Origin of the sequence: Herbaspirillum chlorophenolicum (assembly GCF_001189955.1) — a bacterium.
GTDB lineage: Bacteria > Pseudomonadota > Gammaproteobacteria > Burkholderiales > Burkholderiaceae_D > Herbaspirillum > Herbaspirillum chlorophenolicum.
Genome location: NZ_LFLT01000021.1, coordinates 38,589 through 56,272 on the forward strand (window position 1 = coordinate 38,589; position 17,684 = coordinate 56,272).

A 17,684-nucleotide genomic window follows, 5' to 3' on the forward strand; every position below is an offset into this window, starting at 1 on the left:
ATGCTGTTGACACGCACATTCTTCCCGGCCCTGACGGTCGGCCTGATCGCCTTCGGCCTGGCGGCCAATGCGCACGCCGAAGGCCAAATCCGTATTGCCCAGCAATTCGGCATCGGCTACCTGATCCTGGACGTGGTACAGGACCAGAAGCTGATCGAAAAGCAGGGCAAGAAGGAAGGCCTCGATATCAAGGTCGAGTGGAACAGCCTGTCCGGTTCCACCGGCATGAACGAAGCGCTGCTGGCCGGTGCGCTGGACGTGGTCTCGGCCGGCGCCCCGCCGGCGCTGGTGCTGTGGGACCGCACGCGCGGCCGCCAGAACGTCAAGGCGATTGCCTCGCTGGGCTCCATGCCCAACTACCTGCTGTCGACCAATCCGAACGTGAAGACCGTCAAGGATTTCAGCAGCAAGGACCGCATCGCGGTACCGGCCGCGGGCGTAGGCTTCCAGTCGCGCACGCTGCAGATCGAGACCGCCAGGCTGTATGGCAAGGACAACTACAAGCGTTTCGATGACATCTCGGTGAGCCTGTCGCACCCGGACGCCACCGCCGCGCTGCTGGCCGGCGGCTCGGAAATCAACGCCCACTTCTCCAGCCCGCCGTTCCAGTACCAGGCGCTGGAGAACAAGAACGTGCACAAGGTGATCAGCTCCTACGACATCCTTGGCGGCCCGGCCTCCTTCAACTTCCTGTACACCACGCAGAAGTTCCACGACGAGAACCCGAAGACTTATCGCGCCTTCTACAACGCACTGGTGGAAGCGGCCGAATTCATCCGCAACAACAAGGCCCGTGCCGCCGATACCTTCATCCGCGTGCAGAAATCCAGGCTGGCGCCGGAGTTCGTGCGCAAGATCGTGGAAGATCCGGAAATCAATTTCACGGTCTCGCCCGAGCGCAGCTTCGTCTATGCCGAAAAGCTGTATGAGATCGGCGTGCTGAAGAACCGCGCGGCGTCATGGAAAGACTACTTCTTCGAGGAAGCCTATGCACAACCCGGCAGCTGAAGCGGCCAGCGTATCGGCCGCCGTCCAGGCGTCCACGCCGCTGCTGCAGGTAGACCAGGTCAGCCTGCAGTACCGTACCTCCTCGGCAGTGGTGCAGGCCACGCATGATGTCAGCTTCGGCGTCTATCCGGCCGACCGCTTCGTGCTGCTCGGCCCTTCCGGCTGCGGCAAATCGAGCCTGCTGAAATCGGTGGCGGGCTTCCTGCCGCCGGCGTCCGGCGAGATCCGGCTGGATGGCCAGGTGGTGCGCCATCCGGGACCGGACCGTATCGTGGTGTTCCAGGAATTCGACCAGCTGCCGCCGTGGAAGACGGTGCTGCAGAACGTGATGTTCCCGCTGCTGGCCTCGAAGACGCTGAAGAAGCGCGAAGCCGCCGAACGCGCCCGCCACTACCTTGAGAAAGTCGGCCTGGCGCGCTTCGCCGATGCCTATCCGCACACGCTCTCGGGCGGCATGAAGGCGCGCGTAGCGATCGCCCGGGCACTGGCCATGCAGCCCAAGATGCTACTGATGGACGAGCCTTTCGCCGCACTCGACGCACTGACCCGCCGCAAGATGCAGGAAGAGCTGCTGATGCTGTGGGACGAAGTGCGCTTCACGCTGCTGTTCGTCACCCACTCGATCGAAGAGGCGCTGGTGGTCGGCAACCGCATCCTGCTGCTCTCGCCCCATCCGGGCCGCGTGCGCGCCGAGATCAACAGCCACCAGTACGACCTCGCCAGCCTGGGCGGCGCCGGTTTCCAGCAGACCGCGCAGCGTATCCACCGTCTGCTGTTCGATGAAGGCGCGGCCCCTGCCGCGCCGGAGAAACCGATCAATTTCGGCGACGTGCGTTTCTCCTACTGAAGCGCCGTGCCCACCGAGGTACACACCATGAACCTGACGCCCCCCGTGCGGGAAGAATATGAACTGCCGCTGACGCCCTTGTCCGGCGTGGTACTGGAACGCCGCTTCTCGCTGCCCCACCGCATCTGGCAGCAAACCTGGATCCGCAAGGGCGCGATCCTGCTGCTGCTGGCCATCCTCTGGGAAGCCATCGGCCGCTGGCAGGACAACGACCTGCTGCTGCCGACGTTCCTGCAGACCGCGCAAGCCTTTGTCGACGGCATCGCCAGCGGCGAACTGTTCAACAAGACCTGGCTGTCGCTGCAGGTACTGCTGAAAGCCTATGTGCTGGGCATCGCTGCCGCCTTCGTGCTGACCACGCTGGCCGTCTCCACCCAGTTCGGCCGCGACCTGCTGAGCACGCTGACCTCGATGTTCAACCCATTGCCGGCCATCGCCCTGCTGCCCATCGCCCTGCTATGGTTCGGCCTGGGCCAGGGCAGCCTGATCTTCGTATTGGTGCATTCGGTGCTGTGGGCGCTGGCGGTCAATACCTATGCCGGCTTCCTGGGCGTGTCCGACACCTTGCGCATGGCAGGCCGCAACTACGGCTTGCATGGCCTGTCCTTTGTGCTGCAGGTGCTGGTGCCGGCCGCGCTGCCGTCGATCCTGGCCGGCCTGCGCATCGGCTGGGCGTTCGCCTGGCGCACGCTGATCGCTGCCGAACTGGTGTTCGGCGCCACCAGCGGCAAGGGCGGTCTGGGCTGGTACATCTTCCAGAACCGCAACGAGCTTTATACGGACAAGGTGTTCGCCGGACTGGCGATGGTGATCCTGATCGGCTTGCTGGTGGAGAACCTGGTGTTCAATACGCTGGAGCGGGTGACGGTGAAGCGCTGGGGGATGCAGCGGTAACAGCGGCATTCTCCGGCAGGGAGAGAAACGCCACTGGCATCCTGACTATCGTCACAGCAACGAAAGCTGGTTGGGATCCACCACACGCCGGTGCTGCGCTTTTCTTCTCGGGTCGATCTTCTCACCCGCATCGCGCCCTTCGGTGGAGATGCCTTCGATCGCCAGCAGCAGCTTCTTGGCATGCAAGCCGCCGGCGAAACCGGTCAGCTCGCCGCCCGAGCCGATCACGCGGTGGCAGGGCGCGATAATGGAAATCGGATTGCGTCCGTTGGCAGCGCCTACCGCACGCACCGCCTTTTCGTTGCCGAGCTGGCGCGCAATCTCCAGATAGGTGCGGGTCTGGCCATAGGGAATAGTGAGCAACGCGGCCCATACCTGCTTCTGGAAATCGGTGCCATCGAATGCCAATGGGACATCGAAGCTGGTGCGCTTGTCGGCGAAATAATCGGCCAGCTGGCGCGCCGTCTCGACCAGTACCGGGCACGCATCGTCCTGTGCCATGTCACCCAGGCGCACGCGGCCGGCGCGGTCGTTCTCCCACAGGATGGCAGTCAGTTTGTCGCCCTTGGCCACCAGCGTGAGCTGGCCGACCGGCGAATCGATGAGCTTGTATGCGTAGTCCATATGCGGCCTCCTGAATCGGAAACCGATTCTACTGCCTTAAGATCCGGCTTGCCCGGACATGCCGCAAACTCCACGCCGCGCCCACGGAAACCACTCAGAGATATTCGCTGCGAAAACCTGAACGCCGGCTGATCACCTCCCCGGCCACCATGAATTCTCCATTGCCTTTGTAATGCACCGTCTTCGGATTTTTCGGCGTGCGCGCCACGTGCGCCTTCACCACTTCGAAAATGAAATAGTTGTATTTTCCGATGAGCTTGCCGTCATGCAGGCGGCATTCGAAGTTGGCGTGGCATTCGCCGACCAGCGGCGCGCCGACCTCGGCCGCAGGCAGCGGCGTCAGGCCAAAGCGCTCGAACTTGTCGACCTCCGCGCCCGAGCAATTGCCGATGCCCACCACCTGGTCGATCAGTTCGATCGTGGGCAGGTTGATCACGCATTCCCGGCTTTTGCGGATGAGTTCGAAACTGTGGTTGCCGCCGGCGATGATGCAACCCAGTAATGAGGGAGCGAATTCCATGACGGTATGCCACCCCATGGTCATGATGTTGCACTGTTTCTTGTGTGCCGACGACACCAGCACAATCGGGCCGGGTTCAAGGTAGCGGCGTATCTGGTGGACCGGGAAATCCTGCTTGGCGGGCAATCTGGGGGGACGAGGCATGACGGCTCCTGATGATTGTTCTGGGGGAAGTCGGCGCGCGCCGTTTGTCTTGGGCGCCTTTGCATCCTGCAGCGTAACGAAAGATCGCCTCTTTTGCTCCCATCCGCCAACGGCAACGATTTCGTCCCGGTAAACACCACAGGGCGCGGCCCCTTTCCGGACAGCGCCCTGCACGTGATGCCGCATTGAAACCTTGGTACGGATCCTGTCAGATGGTCAACACCGAATGGCCGCTTTCGTTCATGGCATCATAACAACGCGTGCAAACGCGGCAGAACAGATGGGAGCGTTTGACATGCCGATGACGCAACACCAGTTGCAGCGCCACGCCCTGGCAATGCGGGCATGCTTCGCGCATGGGGCCGACCGGAACGATGTCGGCGGCAAGAAAACCTTGTGCGGTCATCTCGCCGTCCACGACTTCGCGCGGGTCGAGTTCGACCAGCGACAGCAACAATGGGGAGCTGCGCTGTTCGAAGCGCGATGTGACGCGCGTCCCGCCTTCGGGCGGGAACAGCGGTGGCGGGGACGGCCTGACATCCGGGTGCCGGGTTGCGATGCTCATTGATGTCTCCTTGGGTGGAACGCAGAAGCTTGAATTGAGGAACTGCCGAGAAGGTCTGCCGATGCCTGATCAGATTGGCAATCCTGGATGCTGCTTTCCGAGCTGATGTGAATCAGTCCGTGATGCGACGGAGTCTTCACTCTAGTCGGCGCATCACCTGACTTCAATGGCGCCGGCGAAAGAATTTTTCAATCGCGGGAGAGATGCATATACCTATGCGCTAACAGGTAAATCGATGCAAATGTGCGCCCCACCATGGCTATCCTCCTACCGCCGGCGATAGTCTGCGAATTTCTGGTCTTGTTTTTTTGACGAATGAAAATCACCCCGCTCTGCGTGTCGATTTTCCGCCATCTCACACGAACGCCTGGAGCAAATGCTACAAAGCGGTGCAATGCCTCTACAATCCCACCATGACTACACTTAAAGACATCGAAGCCGCCGCCCGCCGGCTGCAAGGCCAGATCCTGGAAACACCCTGCGTCGAATCGCGCACGCTGTCGCAGATCGTCGGCGCCCAGGTGTTCCTCAAGTTCGAGAACCTGCAGTTCACTGCGTCCTTCAAGGAACGCGGCGCCTGCAACAAGCTGGTCGACGTCGCCCAGAGCGGCGACGGCACGCGCGGGGTGATCGCCATGTCGGCAGGCAACCATGCCCAGGGCGTGGCCTACCATGCGCAGCGCCTGGGCTTGCCGGCCACCATCGTCATGCCGCGCTTCACTCCCGGCGTGAAGATCGAACGCACACGCGGCTTCGGCGCCAATGTCGTGCTGCATGGCGATACGCTGGAAGCGGCGCGCGCCCATGCCTATGAACTGGCGGAAAAAGAGAACCTGACCTTCGTCCATCCCTACGACGACGAAGCCATCATCGCCGGCCAGGGTACGGTCGCGCTGGAGATGCTCCACGCGGTGCCCGACCTCGACACGCTGGTGGTCGCCATCGGCGGCGGCGGCCTGCTGGCCGGGATGGCGGTGGCGGCGCGCGCCATCAAGCCTGAGCTTGAAATCGTCGGCGTACAGACGCGGCGCTTCCCGAGCATGATCAACGCGGTCAAGGGCACCGAGCATCCGATGGGCACCAGCACCATCGCCGAAGGCATCGCGGTCGGCACGCCAGGCACGCTCACGCGCGCCATCATCGCCCGCGAAGCCAACGAGCTGCTGCTGGTGGACGAAGGCGATATCGAACAAGCCGTACTGATGTTGCTGGAAATCGAGAAGACCCTGGTCGAAGGCGCCGGTGCGGCCGGCCTGGCGGCGCTGCTGCGCCACCCCGACCGCTTCCGCGGCAAGCGCGTGGGCCTGGTGCTGTCAGGCGGCAATATCGACCCGCTGCTGCTGACGGCCATCATCGAACGCGGCATGGTGCGCGCCGGCCGCCTGGCGCGCGTGAAGGTCAGCTCGCGCGACGTCCCCGGCACCCTGGCGAAGATCACCGGCATCGTCGCCGAAGCCGGCGCCAACATCGACGAGGTCCACCACCAGCGCGCATTCACCCTGCTGGCGGCGCAAAACGTCGACATCGAACTGGTGCTGCAAACACGCGGCCGGCCGCATCTGGCGCAAGTGCTGCAAGCGCTGCGCGGGGCCGGGTTCGAGGCGGAAGAATTGCACTGACAAAGCAAGCCAGCCTGATGCCGGCATTCAGTTACGCGGCATCAGGCGCAGCGTCACCCACCACCACAACACAGCCGCCAGGCTGACTGCCGCCCCCAGCAGACAGACGCCATCCCAGCCGGCATACGCATACATGTGCGTGGCCGCCAGCGCACCGCCACCGCTGCCCACCGCATAGAACATCATGTAGCAGCCGATCATGCGGCTGTGCGCTTGCGGATGTGCGCGCAGGATCAGGCTTTGGTTGGTGACATGGATCATCTGGCCGCCCAGGTCCAGCAACAAGATGCCCGCCACCAGCGCCCACAGGCTGGTATTGGTGAAGGCCAGCGGCAGCCACGACAGCAGCAGCAGAAGCAGAGCACCGCCCGTGGCATGCTGGGCCAGGCCGCGGTCGGCCCATCTGCCGGCGCGGGCAGCACCCAGCACGCCAACCACCCCGACCAGGCCGAAGGCCCCGATAGCGCCATGCGACATCGCATGCGGCGGCGCCGACAGCGGCAGCACCAGCGCGCTCCAGAAGATATTGAAGGCGGCGAACATCAGCAGCGCAAGCACGCCGCGCACCTGCAGCACCCGTTCGCGCAGCAACAGGCCTGCCATCGAACGCAGCAGTTGCGCATAGCGCATCGATGGCGCCGATACGGGTGCCGGCGGCAGCATGCGCGCGAGGCCGGCGGCAGTCGCGACGATCATCGCCGCCGAGCACAGGTAGACCAGCCTCCAGCCACCGACATCGGCCAACGCCCCCGCGACCACGCGGGCCAGCAGCAAACCGATCACCACGCCGGCCTGCACCGTTCCCACCACCGCGCCGCGCTCCTGCGGCGGCGCCAGCGTGGCCGCATAGGAAATCAGTCCCTGCGTCATCGCCGTGCCCAGCATGCCCACCGCCAGCATGCCGGCCAGCAGCATCCACACCGAATCGCTGGCGGCCACCGCGAGCAAGAACACGGCCAGCGCTGCCGCCTGCCACAGCATCAGCCGCCGTCGCGACAGCAGATCGCCCAGCGGCACCAGCAGCAGCAACGCCAGTGTGGAACCGGCCTGGGTTGCGCTGACCACCATGCCCACCGAAGCAGTGGCGATGCCGAAATCGGCGGCCAACGCGTCCAGCAGCGGCTGGGCATAGTAGACGTTGGCCACGCTGATGCCGGCAGCAATGGCGAACAACAGCACCAGAGTCCGGCTGATGACCGGCTGCCGGCATGGGAGGCAAGACGTAGTAGTTGAATCCGGTGCGGCGGATGGCATGGCAGGCCTTTCAATCTGGTTGCATTTCAAAACCGTTTGGAGTGTAAGCGATTATGGTTTTAAAATGCAACTAGACTAATGGCAAGGTTTTAGCCTGCCGCTTTGACAACACGCCCGCCACCGACGCCGACCTTCCCATGCCAGCCAGCAAAAAACCCGCCATCGAGGCCCATGCGGCTTATGCCGAACACTGCCCGGTAGGACGTTCGCTCGACATCGTCGGCGACCGCTGGGTGCTCCTGATCGTGCGCGATGCCTTCGACGGCCTGCGCCGCTTCGGCGAGTTCCGCGACAACCTGGGCGTGGCGCGCAACATCCTCACCGACCGCCTGAAGAAGTTGACCGAGGCTGGCATCCTCGACAGCGTGCCGGCCTCGGATGGCAGCGCTTACCAGGAATACGTGCTGACAAAGAAAGGCGAGGCATTGCTGCCGGTGGTGATCGGCCTGCGCCAGTGGGGCGAACAGCACCTGTTCGCGCCGGGTGAAAAACATTCACAGCTGGTGGAAAAGAAAAGCGGCAAGGCCGTGCCGCGCATGCAGCCGGTGGGATGCGACGGCAAACCGATCGCGGCGCATCAGGTGGAAGTGAAAAAGACGCCGGTCAAACGCACACCGAAAACTAACGCCCAATAAAAACGGGCCGGGGGATACCCGGCCCGACAAAACATCCCGGGCATGGTCGAGCCCGGAACAACCTATACGCCGATGGCTCGCGTCGCCGGCGCTTCCAGAGGTTCTGGCTGGGTCCGCACCTGGCGCAAGGCGGATCGCTGGTAATCCCCTTCGACCTCGAACACGCTGACCAGCTGCGCCAAACCGGCCGCCTGCTCGCGCAGCGACTCGGCGGCGGCCGATGCCTGTTCGACCAAGGCTGCGTTCTGCTGGGTCATGGCGTCGAGATCCGACAAGGCGACATTGACCTGGCTGATGCCGCTGTTCTGCTCGGCAGCAGCAGCCGTAATTTCAGCGATCAGGTCGCTCACGCGGTGGACGTCGCCGACGATCTCCTGCATGGCGGCGCCGGCCTGGCCGACCTGTTCCGAGCCCGCCGCCACCGTGGACAGCGAACTGCCGATCAGTTCCTTGATTTCACGCGCGGCCTGGGCCGAACGTTGTGCCAGCGAACGCACTTCGGAAGCCACCACCGCGAACCCACGGCCCTGCTCGCCCGCACGCGCGGCTTCCACCGCCGCATTCAACGCCAGAATATTGGTCTGGAAAGCGATACCGTCGATCACGCTGGTGATCTCGGCAATCTTGTGCGAAGAGCCGGAAATCTGCGCCATGCGCTCGACCACGTCGTTCATCACGCTGCCGCCGCGAGTGGCCGATTGCGCTGCCTGGGTGGCCAGCAGGCTGGCTTGGCGCGCAGTGTCGGCCGACTGCCCGATGGTGCCGGCGAATTCCTCCATGGAAGCGGCGGTGACTTGCAAATTGCCCACCGTCTGCTCGGTGCGATGCGCCAGTTCCTGGTTGCCGCTGGCGATTTCCGAGGTCGCGGTCGAGACCGAACCGACGCCGCTGCGCACTTGCGCTACCAAGGTGCGCAGGCCATCGGCCATGCGTTCCAGCGCCTGCTGCAGTTGGCCGAATTCGTCACGCCGGTCTTCGCCACCGTCATCCCGCCCGCGCAACAGGTTGCCGTGCGCGATACGCTCGGCCTGCTCGACGGCGCGCGCCAGCGGACGCGTGATGGAACGCGCGATCAGGCGCGCGGTGGCAAAACCGATGGCCAACAGCAAGGCGGCGCCAATGAGGCCCGCACTCATCAGTTGGCGGCTTTGCGCGCTGACATCGGTCACTACCTGGTCGCGCTGCTGCTCTTCCAGCGCGACGAATTTCTTGAGCGCGCCGAGATAAGCGGCAATGGCCGGCTTGAGCTCGTTGTCGATCATGGTCTGCACGCCACCGATATCGCCCTTGTAGGAAAGTTCGGAGGCCGCCTTCGAGATACCGGCCAGCTTGGCGCTCTCCGCCTCGATGACAGCCAGCGAAGCGCGGTCGCCGTCGCTCAACGCATGCGAAGCAAGCTCTTTTTCCAGCTTGGCCATCTGCTCGCGGCCGGCTTGCACCTCCTGTTCGTAGCGCATCGCCAGGTCGCCGTCGGAAGTGTTGAGCGCACCCACCATGCGTTCGCTGGTCAATTCGGCAGTACCCAGCCAGCGTACCGCGGTGATGATGCGCTGGTCATAGTCGCGCACCGACTCCTGCGCCTGCTCCATGGTCAGCACCGTGGTGTACTGGGTGGCGGCCGCCACCGACAGCATCGCCACCATCAGGCCGGTAATGCAGGCCGACAGGCGCGTGGACACGCGCACGTCATTCCATTTCATTGACTTCCCCCTTCTTTATCCTTGTGGTCGGCGCAAGCCTCAGTGGTCACGCAGCTCGGCCAGGAACTTGCGCGCGCGTTCGCTCTGCGCACGCGTGAAGAATTCTTCCGGCGTACCGGTCTCCACCAGCTTGCCGTGGTCCATGAACCAGACGCGGTCGGCCACTTCGCGGGCGAAGTTCATCTCGTGGGTGACGCACATCATGGTCATGCCTTCGCGCGCCAGCCCCTTCATCACCTGCAGCACCTCGCCCACCATCTCGGGGTCGAGTGCCGATGTCGGCTCATCGAACAGCATCGCGGGCGGGTCCATCGCCAGCGCGCGGGCGATCGCCACGCGCTGCTGCTGGCCGCCGGAAAGCTGCCCCGGAAAAGCCTCCGCCTTGGCGGCCAGGCCGACGCGTTCAAGCAGCTCCAGCGCACGCACGCGGGCGTCGGCGCGCTTTTTCTTGAGCACGTTGATGGGCGCCATCATGATGTTTTCCGCCACCGACAGGTGCGGGAACAGGTTGAAGCTCTGGAACACGAAGCCGACGCGGCTGCGGAAGTGGTTCACGTCCAGCTTGGGCGCGTGGACGTCTTGCCCGTCAAATACGATGCGCCCCTTCTGGATCTCTTCCAGGCGGTTGACGGTACGGATCAGGGTCGACTTGCCCGAACCGGATGGGCCGCAGATCACTACCACTTCGCCCTTGGCGACTTCGGCGTTGACGTCGGCCAGCGCGTGGTAGCTGTCGTACCACTTGTTGACGCCTTCGAAGGAAATCATGGCCGTGTTGGTTGCGGACGGGTTGTTGCTCGCCATATGCGTTGCTCCTCGTTAGGTTCAGGCCGCGACCGGTGGCGCTGCCTGCGCCGCCGAGTTCACGGGGTTGGCCGCGCGCTTGGCGGCGATGCGCTTTTCCAGGACGCGCGCCATGCGCGTCAACATGAAGCACAGCACGAAGTACATCAGCGCCAGCAGGATGAAGACCGGGAACGGCTTGGTCAGCAGCATGCTGTTGATCTGGTTGGCGGCGAAGGTCAGTTCATTGACGCTGATCACATAGCCCAGCGAGGTTTCCTTGATGTTGGAGACGAACTGGCTGATCATTGCCGGCAGCATGTTGTACAAGGCCTGCGGCAGCACCACCTTGAACATGGTCTGCAGATAGCTCATGCCCAGCGCGCGCGAAGCCTCGATCTGGCCGCGGGGCAGCCCCTCGATGCCGGCGCGGATCACTTCGGCCAGGTAAGCCGCCTCATAGATCACCAGCGTGATGAGCATGGTGGTGAAACCGGAAACCGTGCGCCCGATCAGGATGGGGACAAAGAAGTACACCCAGAAGATGAACATCACCAGCGGCACGCCGCGGGCGAGGTAGACGATGACGGTGGCCGGCACGCGGAACACGCGTAGCGGCGAGACACGCCCCAGCGCCAGCAGCAGGCTGACCGGAAAGGCCAGCAGCAAACCCAGCACCGAGAGCAGCAGCGTGATCGCCAGGCCGCCCAGCGGGCCGTGCGGATATTGGCCCACCAGCAGCAACATCCAGTTGTCGCGGATGATGTCGAAGATATCGTTCATGGCATTCCCTTCAGCGCGTCTTGATGCGGTAGCGGTTTTCCAGCACCGCGCCGATGGCCATGATCAGCAGCGAAATGCCGAGATAGATCGTGGTGGACAGCAAGTAGATTTCCACCGTGTGGAAAGACTGGCTCTCGATCTCGCGGGTGGCGTAGGTCAGTTCGGCCACCCCGATCACCATCGCCAGGCTGGTGTTCTTGAATAGCAGCACGCTGTAGCTGACCAGCGTGGGCAGCGCCAGCCGCAGCGCCTGCGGCAGGATCACCAGGCGCGAGGCCTTGAGATACGACAGCCCCAGCGCGCGGGCCGCTTCCATTTGCGAGCGCGGGATCGAACGGATGCCGGCGCGCAGGCCTTCGGACATATACGCGCCCATGGCCAGGCCGACCGCGATGGCGGCGAACAGGAAATCGCTGCGGTGCATGTTGAACCACAGCTGTACGGAATCGGGCAACAGCGTGGGCACGCCGAAATACCAGAGGAAGATCTGCACCAGCATCGGCACGTTCTGGTGGTATTCGACATAGCCGGCAACGAAGCCGGTGGCGACGCGGTTGTTGGTCATGCGGATCACGGCCAGCACGATACCGACCACCATGGCCAGCAGCCACGAATAGGCGGTCAGCTTGAGCATGGTGATCACGCCCTCGATGATCATGCGCGGGTAGTCATCCCGCAGCAGCACCGAAAAATCCAGTTTCATGGAGTACTCCTGCAATGCGCTGCGCCGGACCTGATTCGGCCCGGTGCTGTCGGGACCGCCTTGCGCGGTCCGGTGATGCCGGCGCCCGGACTAAGCCGGCGCCGTGCCTTCAATGGCATCAGCCCTTGATGGGCTCGATCTTGAAGTCGCGCTTGAGCTTGTACTGGGTCGATGGGCCGAACCACTTGTCGAAGATCTGTTGCGCTTCGCCCGACTTTTCCATGCCTTCCAGCGTGGTGTTGACTTGCTTGATCAGGCCGCCCTCTTCCTTGCGCATGCCTACGCCCCACAGCTCATTGATCAGCGGCGGGTTCAGGATGTCGATCGGCGAGCTGCTTTCGACTTGCGCCTGGAACTTCGACAGCATCAGTTCGGACACGGCGAAACCTTCGACCTTGCCCTGCTGCATCGCCAGGAAAGCCGCCGGCGGGTCCTGGAAGGTGGTCACGGAAGCGGTCGGGATGGCTTTGCGCACGGCCAGTTCCGAAGTGGAACCCTTGGTCGCGGAAACGCGCTTGCCGCCCAGGTCGGCTGGCGACTTGTAGCCGGAGGTACGCTTGACGGCGACCTTTTGCGGGCTGGCGTAATAGGAGTCGGAATAAGCGATCTGCTCAGCGCGCTCAGCGGTCCAGCCGAGGTTGGCGATCACGATGTCGACACGGTTTTGCTGCAGCTCGGGAATGCGGGCCGCGACCGAAATCATCTTCAGCTCCAGCTTCACGCCAAGGTTCTTGGCGATGGCCTTGCAGAAGTCGACGTCATAGCCCTGGATCTCGCGCGTTTGCTGATTGGGGAAGCTGAACGGCTCAGCGGTACCCAAGGTGCCGCACACCAGGGTGCCCTTTTGCTTGATGTCGGCCAGCTGGTCAGCTGCAGCGGAGAAGCTCGCCGCCAGCAGTGCGACGGCCAGAACGGTTTTCTTGAAGTTCATCATGATCCCTCCGGTTAGGTGGAGCGCGTGATGTACGCTCCCGGTTTATTCGCGGCCTTTGAATGACCGCTGTGTGAAGCCGGCCGGTAAAGACCGGCCGGCAAGTTTTGCTGAACCCGCGCTTACTTCAACGCCGCAACCGCTGCGGCGAGTTGGGCGCATCCCTGTTCGATCTGCTCCAGCGAAGTCGCGAACGAAAACCGCAGGTAACCCGGCTGGCCATAGGACGTGCCGTCAATGGTGGCTACCCCGGCTTGTTCGAGGAAGTACATCATCACGTCGACATCGTTGGCCAACTGCTTGCCTTGCGGCGTGCTCTTGCCCAGCAGACCCTGCACGCTTGGGAAGATGTAGAAGGCGCCGTCCGGCGCCAGGCAGCGGATGCCGTCGATGGCATTGACCAGCGCGACGATGCGCTCGCGGCGCTGCGCAAACAGCGCGGCGCCTTCGGCCACGCATTGCTGCGAACCGGACAACGCTGCCACGACAGCCGCCTGGCTGACGCCGGTGGCGCAGGTGGTGCTCTGCGTAATCAGCAAGCCCAGCGCCTGCATCAGCGGACGCGGACCGGCGCCGTAACCGATGCGCCAGCCGGTCATCGCGTAGGCCTTGGAAACGCCATTGATCACCAGCGTGCGGTCGGCCAGCTCGGGCTGCACCTGCAGCGGCGATACGTGCTGCGCGCCTGCGTAGACGAAATGCTCGTAGATCTCGTCGGTCATCACCCACACCTGCGGATGGCGCATGAGTACCTCGCACAGCGCCTTCAGTTCGCTTGCGGTGTAGACCGCGCCACTGGGATTGTTGGGCGTATTGAGCACCAGCCAGCGGGTACGCGGCGTGATGCTTTTTTCGAGTGCGGCGGCAGTCAGTTTGAAGCCGGAGCTTTCGTCGCAGCCGACGATGACCGGCGTGCCGCCGTTGAGCGCCACCATGTCCGGATAAGACACCCAGAATGGTGTCGGAATGATGACTTCGTCGCCTTCGTTCAAGGTTGCAGCGAAGGCATTGTAAATGATGTGCTTGGCGCCGATGCCGACCACGATCTGGTCGACGCCGTAGGAAAGCGAGTTCTCGCGCTGCAGCTTGTCGGCGATCGCACGGCGCAGCGCCGGGGTACCGGTCGCTGCGGTGTAACGGGTGTGGCCGGCGCTGAGCGCGGCGATGCCGGCTTCGACGATGTGTTGCGGCGTCGGGAAGTCAGGCTCGCCGATGGTGAAATCGATGATGCTGCGCCCTTCGGCGCGCAAGGCGTCGACGCGAGCTTTTGCAGCCATGCTGGGGGATGGCTTGACGCTGTCAAGCCGGTGGGCAGGCAGGAAATCCAATGCAAACTCCAATGTGGTGAAAACGGATTCTCAAAGGCCGAACGGCGTCAGCACGCGGGCCAGCCATTCCTGCTCGACGCGGCCGTTCGCGATTTCAGCCTTGATGGCATCTTCGTACGCCTGGGTCTTGCGGGCGGCGGCGATCAGCGACTCGGCCTGCGCCTGCGGGAAGGACACCAGGCCATCTTCGTCGCCGACCACGATGTCGCCGGGGTTGACCACCTGGCCGCCGATGGTGACTGGCACGTTGATGTGGCCGGGGCCATTCTTGTAGGGACCGCGGTGCGAGACGGCACGCGCATAGCACGGGAAATCGGCCTCGAGGAAAGCAGCGGTGTCGCGCACCGCCGAGTCCAGCACGAAGCCGGCGCAGCCGCGCTGTTGCGCGTACAGCATGATCAGTTCGCCGACCAGCGCATTGCTGGTCTCGCCGCCGCCGTCGACCACCAGCACGTGGCCCGGCTGCATCATCATCAGCGCCTTGTAGATCAGCAGGTTGTCGCCGGGACGGGTCTTGACCGTGACGGCCGTGCCGACCAGCTTCTTGCTGCCGTGGATACGGCGCAGGCCACCCATGCCGCACAGGCGCTGGAGGTTATCGGAGAGGTGCGAAACGACGATGTCCTGCAACGCGGCGACGACGTCGGCCGAGGCCGGTGCGGAAACGGGATTGATCTGGAAAGGCAAAGCGGGAACAGGGGCGGTTGTCGCCATGTTGATCTCCTCGGATGCATGTTGTTTTGGTTAATGGCCGCATCATAGGAGCGATAAAAACGTAAAAAAAGCGATATTTAATGATGAGAAATCATCGCTTTTAAGCATGTATTGCATGTCCGGCATGAAACGGCTTTTATAGCGCGCGCACTCTCCCGGCTACCGGGAGAGGCTTCTCATGCATTAAGGAAAATGGAGAAAAACGGAAGGAAGTGCGGCAGAGCCGGCGATCACCGGCAGGTGAAAAGAAAAACGCTGCGCCGCTTCAGCGGCGGCGATGGAAGGTGACTTTCTGCTCCAGCGGCGGCTGGGCATCGCCCGAATCGCCGCAGCCATCGCAGGCGCCGCCAGCGCAACCGCCTGATGCGCGCGGCGGCAACAGGCGGCGGCCGAGCGCTTGCCAGCGGGCGGAGCCGCGCCGCAGCACCCATGCCGCCAGGAGCGCCTGCCAGCGCCAGGCCGCCGACGGCGCCAGCTTGCGCAACATATAGAGCGTGCTGGCCGCGACCAGCACGGCGATGACCGCGTATTGCCACCACAGCGCGCTCATGCCAGCCACCTCGCTACCTGGTAAGTGACGAACGATGCGGCATAGGCCAGCACGAACATATAACTGAACGACAGCACCACCATGCGCCATGACTGCGTCTCGCGGCGGATGATGGCCAGCGTCGACATGCATTGCGGCGCGAAGGCGAACCACACCATCAGCGACAACGCGCTGGCCAGCGAAATGTGGCTGGCCAGCGCCTGCTGCAGCGCCATGCCTTCATCGCCACCCACCGCATAGACGGTGGCCAACGTGGCGACGGCGGTCTCGCGCGCGGCAAAGGCCGGAATCAGCGACAGGCTGATCTGCCAGTTGAAGCCCAGCGGCGCGAAGACGTATTGCAGCGTGTGGCCGATGTAGCCTGCCAGGGAGTAATCGATGGCCGCTTCGGTGGCGCCCGCCGGCGGCGAGGGAAAGGTGCAGATGGCCCACATCAGCACGGTCAGCGCCAGCATCACGCCGGTCAGGCGCTTGAGGAAAATACTGCCGCGTTCCCACAGGCCGATGCCGACATCGCGCCATTTGGGCAGGCGGTAGGCCGGCAATTCCATGAGCAGCGCGCGCTCCTGCTGGCTGCGGCGCAAGCGTTTGGCGACCCACGCCACCAGCATGGCGGCAGCGATGCCGGCGAAGTAGAGACAAAACAGCGCTAGCCCCTGCAGGTTGAAAACACCCAGCACCAGCCGATGCGGAATGAAGGCACCGATCAGCAGCGCATACACCGGCAGGCGCGCCGAACAGGTCATCAGCGGCGCCACCAGAATGGTGGCCAGGCGGTCGCGCGGGTCGGTAATGCTGCGCGTGCCCATGATGCCCGGAATGGCACAGGCGAAGCTGGAAAGCAGCGGGATGAAGGAACGCCCGGAGAGGCCGACCGAGACCATCAGGCGGTCGAGCAGGAAGGCCGCGCGCGGCAGGTAGCCGGACTCTTCCAGCACCAGGATGAAGAAGAACAGCACCAGGATCTGCGGCAGGAAACCCAGCACCGTCCCCAGCCCCGACAGCAGGCCGTCGGTGACCAGGCCGCGCAACGGACCGTCGGGCAGCCATTCGGACACCACGCCGGCGAGCGCGCCGAAACCGTCGGCGATGGCATCGGTGAGCGGCTTGCCGATTACATAGACCGCCTGGAACACCAGGAACATCACCACGGCCAGCAGCACCACACCGAGCACCGGATGCAATGCCACGCGGTCGAGCGCGTCGTCGCGGCGGTCGGTGGGCGTGGGCATGGAAACCGTGTCGGCCAGGATGGCGCGTACTTCGGCGTGCAAGTCCTCGATCGCGATATCGCCGGCCACGGCCGGCAGTGCCGACTGGTCGATTGCGGCCACCAGCGCCTGGGCGCCGCCGCGTTTGACGGCGACGGTTTCGATCACCGGCATGCCGAGCCGGCGCGCCAGGCCGGCGATATCGATGGCGATGCCGCGGCGCGCGGCCGCATCCATCATGTTCAGCGCCAGCACCATCGGCCGTCCGAGGTGCCGCACTTCCAGTACGAAGCGAAGGTGCAGCCGCAGGTTGGTGGCATCGGCCACGCACACGATCAGGTCGGGCACCGCTTCACCCGGATAGCGCCCCTGCAGCACGGCCTGGGTCACGCGCTCATCGGGACTGACCGAGCGAAAGCTGTAGGCGCCGGGCAAGTCGACCACGCGGATGGCGCGGCCGGACGGCGCGGTAAAGCTGCCGGACTTGCGCTCGACGGTGACGCCGGCATAGTTGGCGACCTTCTGGCGCGCGCCGGTCAACTGGTTGAACAGTGCGGTCTTGCCGCAATTGGGATTGCCGACCAGGGCGATGTTGAGTGCCCCGGCGCTCATTGCGCGCCCTCAGCGCGTATGCGGACCCGGTCGGCCTCGGCACGGCGCAAGGCGAAGCGGGTGGAACCGATCTGTACCAGGATAGGGTCGGCGCCCCAGGGCGCGACGGCAACGATGCGCACCGGTTCGCCATCGACGAATCCAAGGTCGCGCAGGCGCCCGGCCACCGCATCGGCGGCGTGGCTGTCTGCGACATGGTCTACGATGGCGGAGGCGCCCCTGGCTAATTCGGTCAATCGCATGGCTTCAGGAAAATAAT

At 63.9% G+C, this 17,684-nt stretch carries 19 protein-coding genes; 5 read left to right on the forward strand and 14 right to left on the reverse strand.

What is annotated here, in order from left to right:
- The 3 genes from AKL28_RS13980 to AKL28_RS13990 are packed head-to-tail and all read left to right on the forward strand — an operon-like array spanning position 1 to position 2,749.
- Complete coding sequence (locus AKL28_RS13980; RefSeq protein WP_050468770.1) at positions 1–1,008, forward strand: ABC transporter substrate-binding protein; 1,008 nt, start codon at positions 1–3, stop codon at positions 1,006–1,008.
- The gene (locus tag AKL28_RS13985; protein ID WP_050468771.1) at positions 989–1,855 is read left to right on the forward strand and encodes an ABC transporter ATP-binding protein; all 867 of its coding nucleotides are present in this window, start codon (positions 989–991) and stop codon (positions 1,853–1,855) included. Before AKL28_RS13980 ends, AKL28_RS13985 begins: the two co-directional genes overlap by 20 nt.
- Positions 1,856–1,882: 27 nt before the next feature.
- Complete coding sequence (locus tag AKL28_RS13990) at positions 1,883–2,749, forward strand: ABC transporter permease (RefSeq protein ID WP_050468772.1); 867 nt, start codon at positions 1,883–1,885, stop codon at positions 2,747–2,749.
- 51 nt (positions 2,750–2,800) lie between these two features.
- On the opposite strand, the gene AKL28_RS13995 is transcribed toward AKL28_RS13990, so the two are convergent.
- From AKL28_RS13995 to AKL28_RS14005, 3 genes are all read right to left on the reverse strand, one after another.
- Entirely contained in the window at positions 2,801–3,373 is a 573-nt protein-coding gene (locus AKL28_RS13995; protein WP_050468773.1) for a methylated-DNA--[protein]-cysteine S-methyltransferase, read from the reverse strand.
- A gap of 94 nt (positions 3,374–3,467) precedes the next feature.
- Positions 3,468–4,037, reverse strand: coding sequence for a flavin reductase family protein (locus tag AKL28_RS14000; RefSeq protein WP_050468774.1), 570 nt, complete (start codon positions 4,035–4,037; stop codon positions 3,468–3,470).
- Between the two features lie 208 nt (positions 4,038–4,245).
- On the reverse strand, positions 4,246–4,602 hold the full coding sequence (locus tag AKL28_RS14005; RefSeq protein ID WP_050468775.1) for a hypothetical protein: 357 nt from the start codon (positions 4,600–4,602) through the stop codon (positions 4,246–4,248).
- Between the two features lie 413 nt (positions 4,603–5,015).
- Between AKL28_RS14005 and AKL28_RS14010 the strand changes: the two genes are divergently transcribed.
- Positions 5,016–6,221 (forward strand): threonine ammonia-lyase, encoded by a 1,206-nt coding sequence (locus AKL28_RS14010; RefSeq protein ID WP_050468812.1) that lies wholly within the window; start codon positions 5,016–5,018, stop codon positions 6,219–6,221.
- Positions 6,222–6,248: 27 nt separating this feature from the next.
- Here the strand turns inward: AKL28_RS14010 and AKL28_RS14015 are convergent, their stop codons facing one another.
- Complete coding sequence (locus AKL28_RS14015) at positions 6,249–7,475, reverse strand: MFS transporter (RefSeq protein ID WP_050468776.1); 1,227 nt, start codon at positions 7,473–7,475, stop codon at positions 6,249–6,251.
- Between the two features lie 137 nt (positions 7,476–7,612).
- Between AKL28_RS14015 and AKL28_RS14020 the strand changes: the two genes are divergently transcribed.
- Positions 7,613–8,110, forward strand: a complete 498-nt coding sequence (locus AKL28_RS14020) for a winged helix-turn-helix transcriptional regulator (RefSeq protein WP_050468777.1) — start codon at positions 7,613–7,615, stop codon at positions 8,108–8,110.
- Between the two features lie 62 nt (positions 8,111–8,172).
- Here the strand turns inward: AKL28_RS14020 and AKL28_RS14025 are convergent, their stop codons facing one another.
- The 10 genes from AKL28_RS14025 to AKL28_RS14070 all read right to left on the reverse strand — a co-directional run bounded on the left by AKL28_RS14025 (position 8,173) and on the right by AKL28_RS14070 (position 17,667).
- A complete protein-coding gene (locus AKL28_RS14025; protein ID WP_050468778.1) occupies positions 8,173–9,810 on the reverse strand; it encodes a methyl-accepting chemotaxis protein in 1,638 nt (545 codons plus the stop codon).
- A gap of 39 nt (positions 9,811–9,849) precedes the next feature.
- A complete protein-coding gene (locus AKL28_RS14030; RefSeq protein WP_050468813.1) occupies positions 9,850–10,578 on the reverse strand; it encodes an amino acid ABC transporter ATP-binding protein in 729 nt (242 codons plus the stop codon).
- Between the two features lie 57 nt (positions 10,579–10,635).
- A complete protein-coding gene (locus tag AKL28_RS14035; RefSeq protein ID WP_050468779.1) occupies positions 10,636–11,376 on the reverse strand; it encodes an amino acid ABC transporter permease in 741 nt (246 codons plus the stop codon).
- Between the two features lie 10 nt (positions 11,377–11,386).
- Complete coding sequence (locus AKL28_RS14040; protein WP_050468780.1) at positions 11,387–12,079, reverse strand: amino acid ABC transporter permease; 693 nt, start codon at positions 12,077–12,079, stop codon at positions 11,387–11,389.
- 118 nt (positions 12,080–12,197) lie between these two features.
- Entirely contained in the window at positions 12,198–13,013 is an 816-nt protein-coding gene (locus AKL28_RS14045; protein WP_050468781.1) for an ABC transporter substrate-binding protein, read from the reverse strand.
- A gap of 119 nt (positions 13,014–13,132) precedes the next feature.
- Positions 13,133–14,287 (reverse strand): pyridoxal phosphate-dependent aminotransferase, encoded by a 1,155-nt coding sequence (locus tag AKL28_RS14050; RefSeq protein WP_082221496.1) that lies wholly within the window; start codon positions 14,285–14,287, stop codon positions 13,133–13,135.
- An 81-nt stretch (positions 14,288–14,368) separates the two neighbouring features.
- Positions 14,369–15,052 carry an RraA family protein gene (locus AKL28_RS14055; RefSeq protein ID WP_050468782.1) on the reverse strand — a complete coding sequence of 228 codons (684 nt, stop codon included), beginning with the start codon at positions 15,050–15,052 and terminating at the stop codon, positions 14,369–14,371.
- Positions 15,053–15,317: 265 nt separating this feature from the next.
- Positions 15,318–15,602, reverse strand: a complete 285-nt coding sequence (locus AKL28_RS14060) for a DUF6587 family protein (RefSeq protein WP_050468783.1) — start codon at positions 15,600–15,602, stop codon at positions 15,318–15,320.
- Positions 15,599–17,425 (reverse strand): ferrous iron transporter B, encoded by a 1,827-nt coding sequence (feoB, locus tag AKL28_RS14065; protein WP_050468784.1) that lies wholly within the window; start codon positions 17,423–17,425, stop codon positions 15,599–15,601. The genes AKL28_RS14060 and feoB overlap by 4 nt, the downstream gene beginning before the upstream one ends.
- Positions 17,422–17,667, reverse strand: a complete 246-nt coding sequence (locus tag AKL28_RS14070) for a FeoA family protein (protein ID WP_050468785.1) — start codon at positions 17,665–17,667, stop codon at positions 17,422–17,424. The genes feoB and AKL28_RS14070 overlap by 4 nt, the downstream gene beginning before the upstream one ends.
- Positions 17,668–17,684: the final 17 nt, after the last annotated feature.

Coding starts and splice junctions, on each gene's coding strand:
- AKL28_RS13980 (WP_050468770.1), top strand. CDS start 1: ATGCTGTTGACACGCACATTCTTCCCGGCCCTGACGGTCGGCCTGATC.
- AKL28_RS13985 (WP_050468771.1), top strand. CDS start 989: ATGCACAACCCGGCAGCTGAAGCGGCCAGCGTATCGGCCGCCGTCCAG.
- AKL28_RS13990 (WP_050468772.1), top strand. CDS start 1,883: ATGAACCTGACGCCCCCCGTGCGGGAAGAATATGAACTGCCGCTGACG.
- AKL28_RS13995 (WP_050468773.1), bottom strand. CDS start 3,373: ATGGACTACGCATACAAGCTCATCGATTCGCCGGTCGGCCAGCTCACG.
- AKL28_RS14000 (WP_050468774.1), bottom strand. CDS start 4,037: ATGCCTCGTCCCCCCAGATTGCCCGCCAAGCAGGATTTCCCGGTCCAC.
- AKL28_RS14005 (WP_050468775.1), bottom strand. CDS start 4,602: ATGAGCATCGCAACCCGGCACCCGGATGTCAGGCCGTCCCCGCCACCG.
- AKL28_RS14010 (WP_050468812.1), top strand. CDS start 5,016: ATGACTACACTTAAAGACATCGAAGCCGCCGCCCGCCGGCTGCAAGGC.
- AKL28_RS14015 (WP_050468776.1), bottom strand. CDS start 7,475: ATGCCATCCGCCGCACCGGATTCAACTACTACGTCTTGCCTCCCATGC.
- AKL28_RS14020 (WP_050468777.1), top strand. CDS start 7,613: ATGCCAGCCAGCAAAAAACCCGCCATCGAGGCCCATGCGGCTTATGCC.
- AKL28_RS14025 (WP_050468778.1), bottom strand. CDS start 9,810: ATGAAATGGAATGACGTGCGCGTGTCCACGCGCCTGTCGGCCTGCATT.
- AKL28_RS14030 (WP_050468813.1), bottom strand. CDS start 10,578: ATGATTTCCTTCGAAGGCGTCAACAAGTGGTACGACAGCTACCACGCG.
- AKL28_RS14035 (WP_050468779.1), bottom strand. CDS start 11,376: ATGAACGATATCTTCGACATCATCCGCGACAACTGGATGTTGCTGCTG.
- AKL28_RS14040 (WP_050468780.1), bottom strand. CDS start 12,079: ATGAAACTGGATTTTTCGGTGCTGCTGCGGGATGACTACCCGCGCATG.
- AKL28_RS14045 (WP_050468781.1), bottom strand. CDS start 13,013: ATGATGAACTTCAAGAAAACCGTTCTGGCCGTCGCACTGCTGGCGGCG.
- AKL28_RS14050 (WP_082221496.1), bottom strand. CDS start 14,287: ATGGCTGCAAAAGCTCGCGTCGACGCCTTGCGCGCCGAAGGGCGCAGC.
- AKL28_RS14055 (WP_050468782.1), bottom strand. CDS start 15,052: ATGGCGACAACCGCCCCTGTTCCCGCTTTGCCTTTCCAGATCAATCCC.
- AKL28_RS14060 (WP_050468783.1), bottom strand. CDS start 15,602: ATGAGCGCGCTGTGGTGGCAATACGCGGTCATCGCCGTGCTGGTCGCG.
- feoB (WP_050468784.1), bottom strand. CDS start 17,425: ATGAGCGCCGGGGCACTCAACATCGCCCTGGTCGGCAATCCCAATTGC.
- AKL28_RS14070 (WP_050468785.1), bottom strand. CDS start 17,667: ATGCGATTGACCGAATTAGCCAGGGGCGCCTCCGCCATCGTAGACCAT.